Source organism: Streptomyces sp. NPDC033180 (assembly GCF_055577645.1).
Genome location: NZ_JBVIPU010000001.1, coordinates 1,040,251 through 1,057,395, shown reverse-complemented (window position 1 = coordinate 1,057,395; position 17,145 = coordinate 1,040,251). Strand labels below are relative to the sequence as shown.

At 69.1% G+C, this 17,145-nt stretch carries 15 protein-coding genes and 2 tRNA genes; 13 read left to right on the top strand and 4 right to left on the bottom strand.

The window, feature by feature from the left end:
* The first annotated feature begins 140 nt into the window (after nucleotides 1–140).
* The 3 genes from ACZ5WE_RS04795 (at nucleotide 141) to ACZ5WE_RS04785 (ending at nucleotide 1,929) form a co-directional block, all read left to right on the top strand.
* Nucleotides 141–626, top strand: a complete 486-nt coding sequence (locus tag ACZ5WE_RS04795; protein WP_467687496.1) for a ribose-5-phosphate isomerase — start codon at nucleotides 141–143, stop codon at nucleotides 624–626.
* Nucleotides 627–859: 233 nt separating this feature from the next.
* Nucleotides 860–1,696, top strand: coding sequence for an Fpg/Nei family DNA glycosylase (locus ACZ5WE_RS04790; RefSeq protein ID WP_467687498.1), 837 nt, complete (start codon nucleotides 860–862; stop codon nucleotides 1,694–1,696).
* Between the two features lie 2 nt (nucleotides 1,697–1,698).
* Nucleotides 1,699–1,929, top strand: coding sequence for a superinfection immunity protein (locus ACZ5WE_RS04785; RefSeq protein WP_467687500.1), 231 nt, complete (start codon nucleotides 1,699–1,701; stop codon nucleotides 1,927–1,929).
* Here ACZ5WE_RS04785 and ACZ5WE_RS04780 read toward each other — a convergent pair.
* Nucleotides 1,926–3,155: a GNAT family N-acetyltransferase gene (locus ACZ5WE_RS04780; protein WP_467687502.1), complete on the bottom strand. Its 1,230-nt coding sequence runs from the start codon at nucleotides 3,153–3,155 to the stop codon at nucleotides 1,926–1,928. The two genes, ACZ5WE_RS04785 and ACZ5WE_RS04780, sit on opposite strands and share 4 nt — an antisense overlap.
* 129 nt (nucleotides 3,156–3,284) lie before the next feature.
* Here ACZ5WE_RS04780 and ACZ5WE_RS04775 point away from each other — a divergent pair, with 129 nt between their 5' ends.
* Nucleotides 3,285–4,445 (top strand): PP2C family protein-serine/threonine phosphatase, encoded by a 1,161-nt coding sequence (locus tag ACZ5WE_RS04775; RefSeq protein ID WP_467687504.1) that lies wholly within the window; start codon nucleotides 3,285–3,287, stop codon nucleotides 4,443–4,445.
* On the opposite strand, the gene ACZ5WE_RS04770 is transcribed toward ACZ5WE_RS04775, so the two are convergent.
* Nucleotides 4,431–5,612 carry a cation:proton antiporter gene (locus tag ACZ5WE_RS04770; protein WP_467687506.1) on the bottom strand — a complete coding sequence of 394 codons (1,182 nt, stop codon included), beginning with the start codon at nucleotides 5,610–5,612 and terminating at the stop codon, nucleotides 4,431–4,433. The two genes, ACZ5WE_RS04775 and ACZ5WE_RS04770, sit on opposite strands and share 15 nt — an antisense overlap.
* 332 nt (nucleotides 5,613–5,944) lie before the next feature.
* Between ACZ5WE_RS04770 and ACZ5WE_RS04765 the strand changes: the two genes are divergently transcribed.
* The 3 genes from ACZ5WE_RS04765 to ACZ5WE_RS04755 all read left to right on the top strand — a co-directional run bounded on the left by ACZ5WE_RS04765 (nucleotide 5,945) and on the right by ACZ5WE_RS04755 (nucleotide 9,907).
* Nucleotides 5,945–6,739, top strand: a complete 795-nt coding sequence (locus ACZ5WE_RS04765) for an ABC transporter ATP-binding protein (RefSeq protein WP_467687886.1) — start codon at nucleotides 5,945–5,947, stop codon at nucleotides 6,737–6,739.
* 38 nt (nucleotides 6,740–6,777) lie between these two features.
* Complete coding sequence (locus ACZ5WE_RS04760) at nucleotides 6,778–9,231, top strand: ABC transporter permease (RefSeq protein ID WP_467687508.1); 2,454 nt, start codon at nucleotides 6,778–6,780, stop codon at nucleotides 9,229–9,231.
* A 214-nt stretch (nucleotides 9,232–9,445) separates the two neighbouring features.
* Nucleotides 9,446–9,907, top strand: coding sequence for an HD domain-containing protein (locus tag ACZ5WE_RS04755; RefSeq protein ID WP_467687510.1), 462 nt, complete (start codon nucleotides 9,446–9,448; stop codon nucleotides 9,905–9,907).
* Here the strand turns inward: ACZ5WE_RS04755 and ACZ5WE_RS04750 are convergent.
* Complete coding sequence (locus ACZ5WE_RS04750; RefSeq protein WP_467687512.1) at nucleotides 9,904–11,166, bottom strand: acyltransferase family protein; 1,263 nt, start codon at nucleotides 11,164–11,166, stop codon at nucleotides 9,904–9,906. The two genes, ACZ5WE_RS04755 and ACZ5WE_RS04750, sit on opposite strands and share 4 nt — an antisense overlap.
* 630 nt (nucleotides 11,167–11,796) lie before the next feature.
* On the opposite strand from ACZ5WE_RS04750, the gene ACZ5WE_RS04745 reads away from it, so the two are divergent.
* Nucleotides 11,797–11,991 (top strand): hypothetical protein, encoded by a 195-nt coding sequence (locus ACZ5WE_RS04745; RefSeq protein WP_160505028.1) that lies wholly within the window; start codon nucleotides 11,797–11,799, stop codon nucleotides 11,989–11,991.
* 90 nt (nucleotides 11,992–12,081) lie between these two features.
* On the opposite strand, the gene ACZ5WE_RS04740 is transcribed toward ACZ5WE_RS04745, so the two are convergent.
* Nucleotides 12,082–12,152, bottom strand: a tRNA-Gly gene (locus ACZ5WE_RS04740).
* A 159-nt stretch (nucleotides 12,153–12,311) separates the two neighbouring features.
* Here ACZ5WE_RS04740 and ACZ5WE_RS04735 point away from each other — a divergent pair.
* The 5 genes from ACZ5WE_RS04735 to clpX all read left to right on the top strand — a co-directional run bounded on the left by ACZ5WE_RS04735 (nucleotide 12,312) and on the right by clpX (nucleotide 17,098).
* A tRNA-Pro gene (locus ACZ5WE_RS04735) sits at nucleotides 12,312–12,388 on the top strand.
* A 125-nt stretch (nucleotides 12,389–12,513) separates the two neighbouring features.
* Nucleotides 12,514–13,887, top strand: a complete 1,374-nt coding sequence (gene tig / locus ACZ5WE_RS04730; RefSeq protein ID WP_467687514.1) for a trigger factor — start codon at nucleotides 12,514–12,516, stop codon at nucleotides 13,885–13,887.
* Between the two features lie 420 nt (nucleotides 13,888–14,307).
* Nucleotides 14,308–14,913, top strand: a complete 606-nt coding sequence (locus ACZ5WE_RS04725; RefSeq protein ID WP_249593023.1) for an ATP-dependent Clp protease proteolytic subunit — start codon at nucleotides 14,308–14,310, stop codon at nucleotides 14,911–14,913.
* Between the two features lie 62 nt (nucleotides 14,914–14,975).
* Nucleotides 14,976–15,656, top strand: a complete 681-nt coding sequence (locus tag ACZ5WE_RS04720; protein WP_467687516.1) for an ATP-dependent Clp protease proteolytic subunit — start codon at nucleotides 14,976–14,978, stop codon at nucleotides 15,654–15,656.
* Between the two features lie 155 nt (nucleotides 15,657–15,811).
* Complete coding sequence (gene clpX / locus ACZ5WE_RS04715) at nucleotides 15,812–17,098, top strand: ATP-dependent Clp protease ATP-binding subunit ClpX (protein WP_160505024.1); 1,287 nt, start codon at nucleotides 15,812–15,814, stop codon at nucleotides 17,096–17,098.
* Nucleotides 17,099–17,145: the final 47 nt, after the last annotated feature.

The following is a 17,145-nucleotide window of genomic DNA, read 5'->3' as shown; positions in this document are numbered from 1 at the left end:
CGTGACGGAAGTCCCGACTCCGGATCGTTGTATTCCGACCCAATGGCCCAGACCTTGGTGATCAATGGCCCGGACCAGTGGGGAGAAGGTCCGGCCCCCGGTCGCCGCTACCCGCCCCGTGACGTGCCACACTCGGACGCATGCGCGTGTACCTCGGCTCGGATCATGCCGGCTACGAACTGAAGAACCACCTGGTCGAATGGCTCAAGAGCCACGGCCACGAGCCCGTCGACTGCGGGCCCCACATCTATGACGCCCAGGACGACTACCCCCCCTTCTGCCTCCGCGCCGCGGAGAAGACGGCGGCGGACCCCCAGTCGCTCGGCATCGTGATCGGGGGCTCCGGCAACGGGGAGCAGATCGCCGCGAACAAGGTGAAGGGGGTTCGGGCCGCCCTCGCCTGGAGCGAGCAGACCGCTGCGCTCGGGCGTGAGCACAACGACGCGAACGTGGTGTCGATCGGCGGCCGGATGCACACGCGGGAAGAGGCGACGAAGTTCGTCGAGATCTTCCTGACGACGCCGTACTCGGGTGAAGAGCGTCACACTCGGCGGATCGACATGCTGTCCGCCTACGAGGCATCGGGCGAGCTGCCCCCGATCCCGGCGCACCACCCGCAGCAGTAGCGAGGCCACGGGGCTCCGCCCCGGACCCCGCTCCTCAAACGCCGGAGGGGCTGTTTTTCCCACCCACCCGCCCGATTGCCCTGCAGTTTTCAGCCTGTCCGGCGTTTGAGGACGAATTCGGCGGAGCCGGTGACTGACCGAGCCACGTCGGGGTCCGGGGCGGAGCCCCGGTTTCGGGAAGGGGCGGGATTGGAGAAAAGGAGCCCGCTCCGACCTGAACCCAGGAGGACCCCGTGCCGGAGGGGCACACGATTCACCGCCTCGCGGAGGACCACCGCGCCCGCTTCGAAGGCCGCGGCCCCCTGAAGGTCACCAGCCCCCAGGGCAAGTTCTCCGACAGCGCGGCCCTGCTCGACGGTCAGGAGATGGACACCGCCGAAGCCCACGGCAAGCACCTCTTCCTGGGCTTCGCGGACACCGGCTGGATCCACATCCACCTCGGCCTCTTCGGCAAGTACGCCCTCGGCGAGACCCCGGCCCCGCCCCCCACGGACACCGTCCGCCTGCGCCTCCTGAACGACGCGTACCACTCCGACCTCCGCGGCCCCACGACCTGCGCCCTGATCACGGACGAGGAGAAGCAGGCGATACACGCCCGCCTCGGCCCCGACCCCCTCCGGGAGGCGGACGACCCGGAGAAGGCCTACCGCCGCATCGCGCGCAGCCGCACCACCATCGCCGCCCTCCTCATGGACCAGAAGGTCATCGCGGGCGTCGGCAACGTCTACCGCGCCGAGGTCCTCTTCCGGCACGGCATCGACCCGTACACCCCGGGCAAGGACATCAAGCCCGCCCTGTGGACGGCGATCTGGGAGGACCTGGTCGCCCTGATGCGCGAGGGCGTGCGGCTCAACCGCATCGACACCGTCCGGCCCGAACACACGCCGGAGGCGATGGGCCGTCCGCCGCGCGTCGACGACCACGGCGGCGAGGTGTACGTGTACCGCAGGGCCACGATGCCCTGCCACATCTGTGGCGGCGAGATCCGCACCGCCGATCTCGCCGCCCGCAATCTCTTCTGGTGCCCGAAGTGCCAGCGGCCCGGCCGATCCCGACGAAAGGGCGGCTGACCATGTTCGCCGGCATCGGCCTCCTTGCCGCCACCCTGTTCGCGCTGCTCAGCCTGGCGCTCTTCCTCCTGCCGTCCCTCATCGCCTTCAACCGGGGTATCGACAACCGCTGGCTCGTCCTGGTCGTCAACCTCGTCCTCGGCGTCTCCGTCATCGGTTGGCTGATCGCCCTGTATCTGGCCACCCGCAAGGCCAAGGCGGCGCTGCCGGGGCCGTCCGAAGCCCCCGGCTAGAACCCGTGCGGCAGCCACGGCGCCACGTCCGAGCCGAACGCCAGTGCCGCTTCGGCCAGCGCGCCCGGCCGTAGTTCCCGCACCCGGCCCGCGGCCGCGAGGGACGTCAGGGACACGCCGCCGAGGTAGGCCGAGCCCAAGTCCCGTACGGACAGGGCGAGATCGGCGTCGTCGTCGGTGCGCTCGCAGGTCGCGCCCTTCAGATCGCCCGTGAGGCGCCAACGGCCCGCGTTCCAGGGGCAGAAGGCGTCCTCGACGTCCAGGACCAGGTTCACCGGCGTTCGGTAGGTGCGCGCCTCGAGGGCGGCTGCCACCTCCACCAGGCGTACGTGCAGCGAGTCCCGCACCTGGATCCGGCAGCGCCGCATGTCCGAGACGAGGTGGAACAATGCGTCGTCCGTCGGGCGGCTGTGCGCCTCGACCGTCGACGTCAGGTCGATGCCGAAGAGGAACCGCCACAGCGCCGCGGACACCGCCGGGCCGTCGGCCTCCAGGTCGCGCAGCCGGACCGTGCCCTTGGGGCCCGCCCCGTCCCAGTCGGGCTTCACCTGGAAGCGCGCGTACCCCGCGAGCTCCCCGTCGCGCTCGGCGACCACGCACTGCAGCGGCGACGAACCGTGCCGCTCGCTCTCCGGGTCCAGCAGGCCGAGCCGCTCCCAGCCGGGCTGCCTGGCCAGCATTCCCGGCCGCTCGCTCACCCGTCGCGCGTACAGCTCCTCGCACGCCTCGTGGACGTCGGCGGGCTTGGCGTAGCGCAGCCCTACGTCATCCGTACCGGCCGGCACCGACAGGCTCACGCGTGACGTGTCGATCTCGGCCTTCGTGGCGAACGTCGCAGCGCCGTACCCGAACCGGCCGTAGATGACGGGTTCGGAGGCCGTGAGCACGGCCAGGAACTCGCCCTTCGCGCGTACGTCGTCGAGCTGGCGCCGCATCATCGACGTCAGGATTCCGCGCCGCCGGTGCGTCGCCGCGACGCTGACCATCGTCACGCCGGCCGCGTCCACCAAGGAGCCGCCCGGTACGCAGAGGCGGAAGCTGAACGCTCCCGTCGTGCCGACGCAGGTCCCGCCCTCCCAGGCGCCGAAGAAGCGGTCGAACTCGGTCAGCGCGTTCCAGAGCTCATGCTCCTCCTGCGCCTCGGCGACGCCACCGAAGGCGAGCTCCAGCGTGCCGTAGTACTCGTCCCAGTCTTCCTGTCGCAACTCCCGCATTTCCGTCGTCATATGCCATGCCTACCAGGGTGAAGCGGGCGGAGCGACAGGATTTACGCGGGCTGACAGCATGCCCCTGTCGGGGGACAACCGGCACCTCCCGTGCGAAGTGCCTGGCACGGTGGATAGGGTCCGGGAGCAATGGCAGGCAGGCGAGCGGAAGCCGAGACGTTCACAGCCCGGATGAAGAAGCGGATCCACCGGGCTCGCATAGGGCTGCGCAAATCCGGGGTGGACTACTTCAGGGGCGACGGTTCGGACTGGATCGCGCTCGCGGGGCTGCTCGTCACCATCCCGGTGATCACCTTTTTCACCATCGTCAACAACGTCTGGTTCTCGCCCGCCGCGCTGGTCCTGCCCATCGTGGCCGGCGGCCTGCTCCTGCGGCCCTCCAGCCTGCTCGGCCTGTACGCGACGGCCGCCGCCGCGCTCATCGTGGAGTCCGTCCAGCTCGGCCCGTACACGCAAGGGCCATCCCGGGTCACGCCCGGAGTGGTCCTGGTCGTCGCGGCCTGCGGATTCTTCGGGCTGATCATCGCGCAGTTCCGCAGCCGGGTCGGCGTGCCCTGGCGCGGCGGCGGAACGATGCTGTTCGACCTGCGTGAACGTATCCGCGTACAGAGCAAACTGCCGAAGCTGCCCCGCGGCTGGCACCGCGAGATGGCCCTGCGGCCCGCGGGCGGCCAGTCCTTCTCCGGCGACTTCGTGGTCGCGGCCCGCACGAACGGCGGCCGCACCCTGGAGGTCGTCCTCACGGACGTCTCCGGCAAGGGCATGGACGCGGGCTCCCGCGCGCTGCTCCTGTCGGGCGCCTTCGGTGGTCTGCTCGGCTCGCTCCCGCCGCACGCGTTCCTGACCGCCGCCAACGGCTACCTCCTGCGCCAGGACTGGGACGAGGGCTTCGCGACCTCCATCCATCTGGTCCTCGACCTGGAGAGCGGCGACTACGAACTCTTCACGGCGGGCCACCCGCCGGGTCTCCAGCTCAGCGCGGGCAGCGGCCGCTGGGAGGAGAAGGCCGCGGAGGGCCCGCTCCTGGGGGTCTACGACGGGGCGCAGTTCGACCCGGTGAAGGGCTCCCTGCGCCCCGGCGACGTCCTGATGCTCTTCACGGACGGCCTTGTCGAGACCTCCGACCGGGACATCAGCGAGGGCATCGACCGCCTCACCGGGGAAGCCGACCGCTATGTGGCGGGCGGCTTCCACGGCGCCGCGTGGCATCTGATCGAGGCGGTCGCCAAGGACGTGAACGACGACCGGGCGCTGCTGCTGATCTGCCGGGAGCCGTCAGCGAGCGCCTGACAACTCGGGCTCCGGGTCCGCTGCGGCGCCCCGCCCGCCCGGCAGGATCCGGGCCAGCCACTGGGAGCGTCCCGCCGCCAGTGGTCCGAGTACCGCGAGCAGCAGCACGTACCCCGCGATGAAGGGGGAGAGCCGCTCGTCGAGGCCCGCGGTGGCCGCCATGGTCGCCAGGATCAGGGCGAACTCGCCGCGCGCGAGCAGGGTGGTGGAGATGTTCGCCGCCGGCCCGGCCCCGAATCCGTAGATACGCGCCGCGCCGAGTCCGGCGAGGACGTTCATGAGCAGCGTCAGCGCCACGGCGGCGAGCACCGGCCAGAGCACCACGGGCAGGTCGCCGGGGTCGATCGAGAGTCCGAACGCGAAGAAGAAGATCGCCCCGAAGGCGTCCCGCAGCGGATGCACCAGCTTGCGGATGCGCTCGCCGGACGTCGTGCTGCCCAGCATCAGACCCACCATGAACGCGCCGATCGCGTCCGCGACCCCGAACCACTCCGAGACTCCGGCGACGAAGACCGCGGCCCCGAGGAAGGAGATGACGAGCAGCTCGTCGTCACGGGTGTCCATGAGCCGCCCGACGACCTTCGTGCCGAAGCGGGCCACGAGAGCGAGCAGCAGCAGGAAGCCGAACGCCTTGCCGCCGTCCATGACGGCCGCCGCGAGGCTGTCGGCGCCGGAGAGGACCGGCTGCAGCGCCGCCAGATAGAGCGCGAGGAAGATGTCCTCGACGACGATGATGCCGAGGATCGGCTTGGTCTCCGGATTGCCGAGCCTGCCGGTGTCGACGAGCACCTTGGTGACGATCGCCGACGACGAGATGCCGAGCACCCCGGCGAGGACCAGAGCCTCGGAGGTGCCCCAGCCGAGGGCGAATCCGAAGCCGAGGCCCGCGCCGACGTTCAGCGCGAGATACGTCCCCCCGGCGAGGGCCATCTTGCGGCCGCCCGTCTTGAGGTCGTCCATGTGGAACTCGAGGCCCAGGTAGAAGAGCAGCAGTACCAGGCCGAGCGCCGAGAGCATCTCCAGGTCGTGCGGGTCGGAGAGCAGGACCACGCCGGGCGTGTGCGGGCCGAGGAGGATCCCGGCCAGGATGAAGAGCGGAATGGTGGGGAGTCCGATGCGGCCGCCCACGCGGGCGAGCACCGCGGCGGCGAGAAAGGCGCCGCCCATGGCTATCAGGGTGTCTGCGTGTCCGATGGGCCCGTTCCTCCTGGTAGTCGGCGACGCACCCACCGCATGCGAATGGCAAAGGGCGCGTCAAGAACGCGTCAATAGTTAGCTTACCAAACGATTGACGGAGCAACCTTTGGTGACCGGAGGTGGGGTTCTCCCCACCCCGGGTCCGCCGGGGACCCTCATGGCCCACAGCACCCGCAATCCGTACGTTCGAGGTATCGATCAGATCGATCAGATCGATCAGGACGTACGGACGGAAGGTGGACGAAGTCATGGGGCTGCGGCGCAACAGGCAAACCGACGAGGGCAGTTCAGCGGTACCCCCGATGCCCCCGATGCCCTCGATGCCCGGCGAGGCCCCCCGCGGCGCCGACTGGGCCGTCGAACTGCACGGCGTGCGCCGCAAGTACGGCAGGGGATCCGGCGCCGTGCACGCCCTCAGCGGCATCGACCTCGCCCTGGAACGCGGCAGCTTCACCGCCGTCATGGGGCCATCGGGCTCCGGCAAGTCCACCTTCCTGCAGTGCGCGGCCGGACTCGACCGGCCCAGCGAGGGCACGGTGCGCCTGGGCGGCACGGAGATCACGTCCATGAGCGAGAACAAGCTGACCGCGCTGCGCCGCACCCGCCTCGGCTTCGTCTTCCAGGCCTTCAACCTGCTGCCCTCGCTGACCGTCGAGCAGAACGTCGTCCTGCCGATGCGCCTCGCGGGCCACCGCCCTGACCGCCGCAGGGCCGCCGACCTGCTCCACCGCGTGGGCCTTGGCCCCGACAAGCACAAGCGCCGCCCCGGCGAGCTCTCCGGCGGCCAGCAGCAGCGCGTCGCGATCGCCCGCGCCCTGGTCACGAACCCAGACGTGATCTTCGCCGACGAGCCGACCGGCGCCCTGGACACCACCACGGCCGCCGAGATCCTCACCCTGCTCCGCTCGGCCGTCGACGCGATGGGCGCCACGGTCGTCATGGTCACCCACGATCCCGCCGCCGCGGCCTACGCGGACCGGGTGCTCTTCCTCGCCGACGGCGTGATCGTGGACCGCCTTGAGCGGGGCTCGGCGGCGCAGATCGCGGCCCGCATGACGACGCTCACGGCACCGGCGTACGCGACAGCGGCGGCATAGCCCCGCATTCCCGCCCTTTCACGACTCCGGAGAATCCCATGCCCAACGGCCTCGCCCGCGCCGCCGTCCGCTTCAAACCCGCCGCATTCGTGGGCACGTTCGTCGCGCTGATGATGGCCGCGCTGATCGTGTCCGCCTGCGGCGTCCTCCTGGAGACGGGGGTGCGCGCATCGGTGCCGCCCACCCGGTACGCGAGCGCCCCCGTGGTGGTGGCCGCCGACCAGCGGGCCCACTTCGTCACGGGCAGCGGTGAAAGCCGCTCCGAGTCCGCCACGCCGCTGCCCGACCGGGCCCGGATCGACAACTCGCTGGTGGCGAAGGCGGGTTCGGTGCCCGGAGCGCGCGCCGCGGTCCCGGACGTCGCCTTCCCGGTGCAGTCCGGCGGCAAGGAAGTCACCGCGCACGGCTGGGGCTCCACCGCCTTCACCGGCGAGAAGCTGACCGCGGGCCGCGCCCCCCACCCCGGCGAGGTCGTCATCGCCGCGCCCGGCACGTCCGTCGGTGAGCACACCACGCTCACCACGGCGGACGGACCGCGCGACTTCCGGATCTCCGGCACCGTGGATGCCGGGCGTGGCACGCCCAGCGCCTGGTTCACCGACTCCGAGGCCATGCGGCTCTCCGGTCACCCCGACCGCATCGACGCCGTAGCCGTCCTGCCCAAGGACGGCGTCACGGACACCGTCCTCAAGTCCCAGGTGGCGCACGCCGTCGGCAGCAGGGCCGACGTCCACACCGGCGACGACCGCAGCGAGGCCGAGGGCTCCGAGCTCGCCTACGCGCAGGAGATGCTCACCGGTCTCGGCGGGTCCTTCGGCGGCGTCGCCACCATGGTCGCCATGTTCACCGCGGCCGGCACGGTGGCGCTCTCCGTCGGCCAACGAGCCCGTGAGTACGCGCTGTTGCGGGCCATCGGTACGACGCCCCGCCAGATCCGCCGCACCATCGCCACGGAGGCCCTGCTCGTCGCGCCCCTGGCAGGAGGGGTCGGTGTGCTGCCCGGCATCGCCCTGGCCCGCTGGTGGTTCGGCCAGCTGAAGGACAGGGGAGCGATCCCCGAGGCCCTGAACCTCTCGGTCTCGTTCATCCCGCTCGTCTCGGCCGTCGGCGTCGCCGTGCTCACGGCCCTGGTCTCCGGCTACCTGGCGGCCCGCCGCCCCTCCCGCATCAGGCCGGGCCAGGCCCTGAGCGAATCCTCCGTGGAACGCCTGCGCTTCGGCTGGATCCGTACGCCGCTGGGGATCGCGGCGGCCGTCGGCGGCTGCGTCCTCGCCGGGATCGCCTCATCCATGACGGGTGACGACGCGGCCAACGCGGCCCTCGGCATCGTCATGCTGTTCATGCTCGCCGTGGCCCTGCTCGGCCCGCTGGTCGCCCGCGCCTGCGCGGCCCTGTTCGGCCTCCCGCTGCGCGGCGCGGGCGCCTCCGCCTCGCTCGCGGCGGCCAACACCCGTACGAACGCGCGCCGTCTGGCATCGGCGATCACCCCGATCGTCCTCGCGATGGCATTCTCATCGACCCTCGTCTTCATGCACACCAGCGAGGACCGCGTGGCGGCCGACCAGCAGCGGGAGGGCATCACGGCGGACCACATCGTCACCGCGGCCGGAGCGGGAGTGACGTCCGACGGGGTGACGAAGGCCGCGCAGTCCCCGGGAGTCACCTCGGCCGTGGGCCTCCTCAAGACCTCCGTCCTGGTGCCGGTGGGCTCGGGCGGAGACCGCTGGCTGGAGTCGGCGTCGACGCAGGGCGTGACGGGTTCGCCACGTGACCTGGCCGAGGTCCAGGACCTGGGCGTCAGGACGGGCACGATGGCCTCGCTCGGCAAGGGCGAGATCGCCGTGGACGCGAAGCTCGCGGACTCCGCGAACGTGAAGACGGGCGAGCGCATCGCCCTGCGCATGCCGGACGGCACGAAGGCGGCACCGAGGGTGGTGGCCACGTACGACCGTGGCCTGGGCCTCTCCCAAGTCACGCTCACCTCCTCGGACTTGAAGCAGCACATCACCTCGTCCTTCTCCTCGGAGATCTGGACGAAGGGCAGGGCGCCGCGAGCCCTCACCGCCCTCGGCACTCTCCAGGACCGCGACGGCTACGCCACCGCGCAGTCCACGGACCGGGCGGTCAACGCCTGGGCGAACACGGTGATGGCGGCCGTACTGGGTGGGTTCGCGGCCATCGCCGCGGTCAACACCCTGGTGATGACGGTCCTCGACCGCCGCCGCGAACTCGGCACACTGCGCCTGATCGGCTCCACCCGGCGCCAGGTGATGCGGATGGTGCGCTGGGAGGCGCTCCTGGTCGCCTGCGCGGGCATCGCGATCGGCTCGGCCATCGCGATGGCGACGCTGATCCCCATGATGAACGGCCTGACGGGCGAGTCCCCGCACATCCCACCGCTGGTCTACGGCTCCTTCGTGGCGGCGACGCTGGCCCTGGGCCTGGCAGCCACTGCGCTACCGGCGAGGGCGGCGCTGAAAGCGAAAGGCTGACTGTCCCCAACCCCGCCCCTTCCCGAAAACTCGCTCGGCGCGAGGGCCCTCCTCTAACGCCGGAGGGGCTGAAAGATTCAGCCCCTCCGGCGATCGAGGGATTCCAGCCCGTCCGGCGTTTGAGGACGAACTCGGCGGAGCCGGTGATGACGGTACTCAAGGCCCCCGCGCCAGCGGGTTTTCGGGAAGGGGCGGGGTTGGGGAAGATCTCCCCATGAACCCCAGCCCCCTCCTCACCCTCCCCGAGGTAGAAGCAATCGCCCGCGAGGCCCACGCCACCCAGAAGGACAAAGCGGGCCGCCCCTACACAGAGCACCTGCGAGCCGTGGCAGAGGGAGTCGAGGCCCGAGGCGGCTCCCAGGAACAGATCGCCGCGGCCTGGCTCCACGACGCCACCGAGGACAACGCCCTCACCGAGGAGTGGCTGCGGGACGCGCCCCTGACGCAACGTACGAAGGACATCGTGCGAGCCCTCACCAAGAGGGCGGGCGAACCCCCCGAGGCCTACGCCACCCGCATCCTCAACACCCCCGGCGCCCGCCTCGTCAAGGAGGCGGACCTGGCCCACAACGCGAATCCGGCCCGCCTAGCAGAGCTAGACGGGCCGACACGCACCCGCCTCACAGCGAAGTACGCCAACATGCGTGCCCTACTGGGCATCCAGTCGCAGGGCTAGACAGAAGCCTTGGACCGCTCCCGAGCCAACGCCGCGGCATCCCGCTTGAACGCCCACTCCATCTTCGGCTCCATGGCGAAGCGGAACATCCGCTGCACCGGAGGCGTACAGAGGAGCGTCACCACTGCCGCGGCCACCAACGACACGATCACCTGTCCGACAGGCGTGTGCATCCAGTCGTAGTTGTCGAACCAGCCCCAGAAGCGCGAGCCCTTGGCGAGGAAGCCGTGCAGCAGATAGCCGTACAGCGTGCCCGCGCCGAGCACCGTGAACCACATCTTCCGGCGCGGAACCCACGCGAAGAAGCACGCGGTCAGGATGGCGGAGCAGCCGAACAGCGCCAGCGTCATCACGACGCCCGCCCACCACGGCGCACCCAACTCCTGCGCGCTGTCCCGGCGGTAGAACCAGGCCGACGTCATCCGCGGACCGGCCCAGTACGCGAGGAGCAGCGCGCTCGCGAAGATCGGGATGGAGAGCAGCCGCACCTCGCGGCGCCGCACCAGCTGGAAGTACTCGGGCTTCATGAAGAGGCCGAGCACGAAGAAGGGCAGGAACTGCAGCACGCGTTGCAGATCGAGGTCGTCACCGATGTCCGGCGAGATCGTCGCGAGCACGGCGATGGCGAGCGCGAGCGGAATCGGCCAGCGGACCAGCTTCCACAGCGGGGTCGTCAGACGCCAGACGAACAGCGCGACCAGGAACCAGGTGAGGTACCAGGGGTCGAGCAGACTGATCGGCTGCGTCGGATCGTTGTCCGCGTAGCGCTTGAAGAAGGTGTAGGCGACTTCGAAGATGACGTACGGGACGGCGATGCCGGTCACCAGGCGCTTGAGGCGGTCGGACCGCATGTCGAAGCTGCGCGAGAAGTAGCCGGAGATGAGGATGAACGCCGGCATGTGGAAGGTGTAGACGGTCATGTACAGCGCCTCTGCGGCGCGGCTGCCGTCGGTCAGTGGCTCCCAGGCGTGCGCCATCGCGACCAGAACGATCGCCAGGTACTTGGCGTTGTCGAAGAAGGAGTCGCGCTGTTTGGCGGGTTGACCCGTTGGGGAGGGTCTGCCCGGGGAAGCGGGGTGGCCCGTGGAACCGGAGTGGCCCGTGGAACCGGGGCGAGCGGTGGTGCCGGCCGGGGCGTGGGGAACGGTCGCGGCCATGGTGGACTGGGGGGCGCGGGGGCCTGGAACTCCGTCCGCGGGCACATGTGCCGGGGGGAGCGGCGCCCGGTGGCGGCCGTGCGGTTGAACCGAGTTCGTCACAGGCCCTCCCACCAAGAGCTCGGTGAGACGATCCTGGACCGCACTGCGCTTGCGGGGATGGTGGCAGCGTGGAACATCTGAGGCACCCTAGCGTCGCTCCTGTGTATTCGTAAAACCCCCAACTCGGCTGTCATCTCAATCACAGACGGATCAGGGCTATTGCGGTCCGAGTACCCCGGAAATCATCGGAGCCGACATGGAGATTCGCCTCCTGTCACCCTCGATATGACGAGCTGAATGTCCAATACGTCACAACTCATCCCCCTTAAACGTTGCATACCGCCCGCAGGCGACTCTGGTGAAATGTCCGATTGATTGGGTCTTTGTGAAGCCGGTGGTGTGCGTCCGGCGACAATTCGAATTTCTGGCGAACGAGTTGTGTGGCGATGGAAACGATCAAGCCGAATTAGCGGTCACGCGCGACCTTCGAATTGCCGTGCGGGGGCGCGGTGTTCATACGCCCCAAGGGCGCCCTCGCGCGCCGAGCCCGCGCCGGGCGCGTGATGGCTTGGCCGACGATGTGTCACCGGCCGCATAGGGACGGCGCGTTGGTGGCACGATGGTCCTGGCGGGGGTGTGCGGGGTCGTACCCCCCGGGCCGGGGAGAGACCGACCTAGGGTGTGATCAGTGTGGCCATTTCGCTGTCAGTGGTGTTGCTGTTGGCGATCATCCTCATCGTGCTGATCCGTGGGGGATCGATCAAAGCGGGGCCCGCCATCGTCGCGGTGCTCTTCGGGTTCTTCCTCGCCTCAACTGGAATGGCCCCCTCCATAAATCGCTTCCTCAATGAGGTGGCCGAGACCATCAACTCGATCAGCTTCTGATCGGCGCGGGGCGGCGCGGGTCGGCGCGAGTCGGCGGGGACGCAGAAAAGCCTCCGGCCCGGTTCCGAGGAACCGGGCCGGAGGCCACAGAGCGGGTGACGGGAATCGAACCCGCGTAGCTAGTTTGGAAGACTAGTGCTCTACCATTGAGCTACACCCGCACAGCTCGCGCCACAGTACATCGAGGACTCTGCTGGTCAGCGACCGCGGCACGGCAAGCATCGTAGCGGGTCGGACGCCCAGTCCGCACACCCCGTACGTACTCGCGATTAAGCGGGCGCCGCACTGCCTGCGGGCATGTACCCTACGTGTCGCACCGACGGGGTGTGGCGCAGCTTGGTAGCGCGTCCGCTTTGGGAGCGGAAGGCCGTGGGTTCAAATCCCGCCACCCCGACCAGCAGGTCTCCCTCACAAGATCGCATTGTGGGTCGGCTCCCGCTTGCCGTTACTATGCAAGCTGTGTGCCCGTGTGTCTCTGAGCCGGGCTCAATCCCAAGAAGTCAGCCCCAAGGAGACCGAACCGTGAAGAGCGCCGTGGAGACCCTGAACCCGACCCGGGTTCGGCTCACTGTTGAGGTGCCCTTCGAGGAGCTCAAGGACAGCCTCGACGCGGCCTACAAGAAGATCAACCAGCAGGTCACGGTGAAGGGCTTCCGCAAGGGCAAGATCCCGGCCCGAGTCATCGACCAGCGGTTCGGCCGCGGCGCCGTCCTCGAAGAGGCCGTCAACGACGCGCTCCCGAAGTTCTACACCGAGGCCGTGAACGAGGCCGAGCTCAACGTCCTGGGCCAGCCCGAGGTGGACATCACCGAGCTGAAGGACAACGAGACCCTCAACTTCACCGCTGAGGTCGACATCCGTCCCGCGATCGAGATCCCGGACTACTCCGGCATCGAGGTCGAGGTCGACGCGGTCGAGGTCAGCGACGAGGACGTCGAGAAGGCCGTCGAGGAGCTCCGTGAGCGCTTCGCGTCCACCTCGCCGGTCGAGCGTGCCGCCGAGGAAGGCGACGTCGTGACGCTCGACCTGGAGGCCAAGGTCGAGGGAGAGGTCCTGGAGGACGGCGTCGCGTCCGGCGTCTCCTACACGATCGGCTCCGGCGAGCTCCTCGAAGGTATCGACGACGCCGTCAAGGGCCTGGAGGCCGGTGGCGAGGCCACCTTCACCTCCGAGCTCAAGGGCGGCTCGGCGGCCGGCAAGGAGTCCGAGGTGACCGTCAAGGTCACCCAGGTCGCCGCCCGTGAACTGCCCGCCCTGGACGACGACTTCGCGCAGCTCGCGTCGGAGTTCGACACCCTGGACGAGGTCAAGGCGGACAGCCGCAAGCGCCTCGAGAACATGAAGCAGTACGACCAGGCGACGCAGGCCCAGGAGCGCGTCCTGGAGAAGCTGCTCGAGCTGGTCGAGGTCCCCGTCCCCGAGAAGCTCCTCGCGGACGAGATCGAGACCCGCAAGCACAACCTGGTCAACCACCAGCTCGGCCAGATGGGCCTCGACCTCGCGAAGTACCTGGAGATCCAGGGCAAGACCGAGGAAGAGTTCGACGCCGAGACCAAGGAGCAGGCCGAGAAGGGCATCAAGACGCAGTTCGTCCTTGACGAGCTCGTCAACAAGGAGAAGCTGAACGTGAACCAGGAGGAGCTCACCGAGCACCTCATGCGTCGCGCGCAGTCCTCCGGCATGTCCCCCGACCAGTTCGCCCAGGCCGTCGTCGAAGGCGGCCAGGTCCCGATGCTGGTCGGCGAGGTCGCCCGCGGCAAGGCCCTCGCGGTCGTCGTGGAGGCCGCGACGGTCAAGGACACGAACGGCGAGGTCGTGGACCTCGACGACGAGGAAGAGGCTCCCGCCGAGGGTGAGCAGGCTTCCGAAGCCGCCGAGGAGAAGACCGAAGCCTGAGCTTCGCTCTGACGCACGTACGACGAGGCCCCCGGGAGTCAATCCCGGGGGCCTCGTCGTGCCCCGTAAGGGGCGCGGGGAGCGAGCAAACCCTGAACAAGCCGCACCCGCCGTGGGACGTACCGCGGCAGACGCGCCTGCGACCGCGCGGGGGCGGGCCGAGCAGTTCCCCGCGCCCCTGCCGGGGCACCCCGGCGGCACTGCCCGAGGCGCCCCCGCCAGAACCTGCGCTCACAGCGAACAGGTCCCTTTGCGGGATTCCCCGGACGGGGCTGAGCGTTAGGGTCCATGAATACGAGGGCAGGGGAGTCCCCGAAGCCGCCCCGGAGCGGCGAGCACGCGGGGTCCCAAGCCTCAGAAGAAGACGTGAGACGGCCCGGCGCCGTCGTAAGACGAGCAGGTGGATACGTGACGAATCTGATGCCCTCCGCCGCCGGCGACCCCTCCATCGGTGGTGGCCTCGGCGACCAGGTCTACAACCGGCTGCTCGGCGAGCGGATCATCTTCCTCGGCCAGGCCGTGGACGACGACATCGCCAACAAGATCACGGCGCAGCTGCTGCTCCTTGCCGCTGAGCCGGACAAGGACATTTTCCTTTACATCAACAGCCCTGGTGGATCCATCACGGCCGGCATGGCGATCTACGACACCATGCAGTACATCCAGAACGACGTGGTGACGATCGCGATGGGCATGGCGGCCTCCATGGGCCAGTTCCTGCTCAGCGCCGGCACCCCCGGCAAGCGCTTCGCGCTGCCGAACGCCGAGATCCTGATCCACCAGCCCTCCGCAGGACTCGCGGGCTCCGCGTCGGACATCAAGATCCACGCCGAGCGTCTCCTTCTCACCAAGAAGAAGATGGCGGACCTCACCGCGTTCCACACGGGTCAGACCGTCGAGCAGGTCACCCGCGACTCGGACCGAGACCGCTGGTTCGACCCGCTGGAGGCCAAGGAGTACGGCCTCATCGACGACATCATGCCCAACGCGGCCAGCATGCCGGGCGGCGGCGGTACCGGAGCCTGAGCCTCGCCGCTCAGCCCTTCCGAAGCCGACCCCAGCCCACGCTCCTCAGGAGACCTACAGAGATGAAGAACTTCCCCGGCAGCGGCCTCTACGAGGGCGCCCAGGCCGAGTACACCGGCCCGAGCGCCGAGTCCCGCTACGTCATCCCGCGCTTCGTCGAGCGCACCTCGCAGGGCGTGCGCGAGTACGACCCGTACGCGAAGCTCTTCGAGGAGCGCGTGATCTTCCTCGGCGTGCAGATCGACGACGCGTCGGCCAACGACGTCATGGCGCAGCTCCTGTGCCTGGAGTCGATGGACCCCGACCGTGACATCTCGATCTACATCAACAGCCCCGGCGGCTCCTTCACGGCGCTCACGGCCATCTACGACACGATGCAGTTCGTGAAGCCCGACGTGTCGACGGTCTGCATGGGCCAGGCCGCGTCCGCCGCCGCCGTGCTCCTCGCGGCCGGTACGCCGGGCAAGCGCATGGCGCTCCCGAACGCGCGCGTCCTGATCCACCAGCCCTACAGCGAGACGGGCCGCGGTCAGGTCTCCGACCTGGAGATCGCCGCGAACGAGATCCTCCGGATGCGCGCGCAGCTGGAGGAGATGCTGGCCAAGCACTCCACGACGCCGATCGAGAAGATCCGCGACGACATCGAGCGCGACAAGATCCTCACTGCCGAGGACGCGCTGGCGTACGGCCTTGTCGACCAGATCATCTCCACTCGGAAGATGAACAACGCCTCGGTCGTCTGACGCAGCGCTGTAGCATCTGCCGTTCCTTGGCACGGTCCACGTCAAAGTGAACCGTGCCAAGGGGGGCCCGAACGGGGGGCCGGGCAAGGTACCGTCAGACAGAGGCACCAGGAGTCGCTGAACGTGGCGTCTCCCAGGCGAAGGGGAAGCACCTCGTGGCACGCATCGGTGACGGCGGCGATCTGCTCAAGTGCTCGTTCTGCGGGAAGAGTCAGAAGCAGGTCAAGAAGCTCATCGCAGGTCCCGGTGTGTACATCTGCGATGAGTGCATCGACCTCTGCAACGAGATCATCGAGGAAGAGCTCGCGGAGACGAGCGAGGTGCGCTGGGAGGAACTCCCCAAGCCTCGCGAGATCTACGAATTCCTCGAGGGGTATGTCGTGGGCCAGGAGCCCGCGAAGAAAGCCCTCTCGGTAGCGGTCTACAACCACTACAAGCGGGTCCAGGCCGGGGAGACCGGCGGCGCGCAGGGCCGTGACGACGCGATCGAACTCGCCAAGTCCAACATCCTGCTGCTCGGCCCGACCGGCTCCGGCAAGACGCTGCTCGCGCAGACGCTCGCGCGCATGCTGAACGTCCCGTTCGCCATCGCGGACGCGACGGCGCTCACGGAGGCCGGCTATGTCGGCGAGGACGTCGAGAACATCCTCCTGAAGCTCATCCAGGCCGCTGACTACGACGTCAAGAAGGCCGAGACGGGCATCATCTACATCGACGAGATCGACAAGGTGGCTCGCAAGAGCGAGAACCCCTCGATCACGCGCGACGTATCGGGTGAAGGCGTCCAGCAGGCCCTGCTGAAGATCCTGGAAGGCACGACGGCCTCCGTCCCGCCGCAGGGCGGCCGCAAGCACCCGCACCAGGAGTTCATCCAGATCGACACGACGAACGTGCTCTTCATCGTGGGCGGCGCCTTCGCCGGCCTCGAGAAGATCATCGAGTCGCGGGCGGGCGCGAAGGGCATCGGCTTCGGCGCCACGATCCACTCCAAGCGCGAGCTGCAGGAGAAGGACCGGTTCGAGGACATCATGCCGGAGGACCTGGTGAAGTTCGGGATGATCCCGGAGTTCATCGGCCGCCTCCCCGTGATCACCTCGGTGCACAACCTGGACCGCGAGGCCCTGCTCCAGATCCTGGTGGAGCCGCGCAACGCACTCGTGAAGCAGTACCAACGCCTGTTCGAACTCGACGGCGTGGAGCTGGACTTCGAGCGCGAGGCCCTTGAGGCCATCGCCGACCAGGCGATCCTGCGCCAGACCGGCGCGCGTGGCCTGCGCGCCATCATGGAGGAGGTCCTCCAGTCGGTGATGTACGAGGTCCCGTCCCGCAAGGACGTGGCCCGTGTGGTCATCACGGCGGACGTCGTCCACTCGAACGTGAACCCGACGCTGGTGCCGCGCGACGCGCGGGGCCCGGGCGCGGGCGAGCAGAAGTCAGCGTAGTTCAGGCGTACGTGAGAGGGGCGCCCGGCGATTCGATCGCCGGGCGC

What these genes read in the sequence shown, in the direction of transcription:
- ACZ5WE_RS04780 (WP_467687502.1), bottom strand. Translation starts at nt 3,155, where the DNA reads ATGACGACGGAAATGCGGGAGTTGCGACAGGAAGACTGGGACGAGTAC.
- ACZ5WE_RS04770 (WP_467687506.1), bottom strand. Translation starts at nt 5,612, where the DNA reads ATGGGCGGCGCCTTTCTCGCCGCCGCGGTGCTCGCCCGCGTGGGCGGC.
- ACZ5WE_RS04765 (WP_467687886.1), top strand. Translation starts at nt 5,945, where the DNA reads ATGCCCCCGATGCCCTCGATGCCCGGCGAGGCCCCCCGCGGCGCCGAC.
- ACZ5WE_RS04795 (WP_467687496.1), top strand. Translation starts at nt 141, where the DNA reads ATGCGCGTGTACCTCGGCTCGGATCATGCCGGCTACGAACTGAAGAAC.
- ACZ5WE_RS04720 (WP_467687516.1), top strand. Translation starts at nt 14,976, where the DNA reads ATGAAGAACTTCCCCGGCAGCGGCCTCTACGAGGGCGCCCAGGCCGAG.
- ACZ5WE_RS04785 (WP_467687500.1), top strand. Translation starts at nt 1,699, where the DNA reads ATGTTCGCCGGCATCGGCCTCCTTGCCGCCACCCTGTTCGCGCTGCTC.
- ACZ5WE_RS04760 (WP_467687508.1), top strand. Translation starts at nt 6,778, where the DNA reads ATGCCCAACGGCCTCGCCCGCGCCGCCGTCCGCTTCAAACCCGCCGCA.
- ACZ5WE_RS04725 (WP_249593023.1), top strand. Translation starts at nt 14,308, where the DNA reads ATGCCCTCCGCCGCCGGCGACCCCTCCATCGGTGGTGGCCTCGGCGAC.
- ACZ5WE_RS04775 (WP_467687504.1), top strand. Translation starts at nt 3,285, where the DNA reads ATGGCAGGCAGGCGAGCGGAAGCCGAGACGTTCACAGCCCGGATGAAG.
- ACZ5WE_RS04755 (WP_467687510.1), top strand. Translation starts at nt 9,446, where the DNA reads ATGAACCCCAGCCCCCTCCTCACCCTCCCCGAGGTAGAAGCAATCGCC.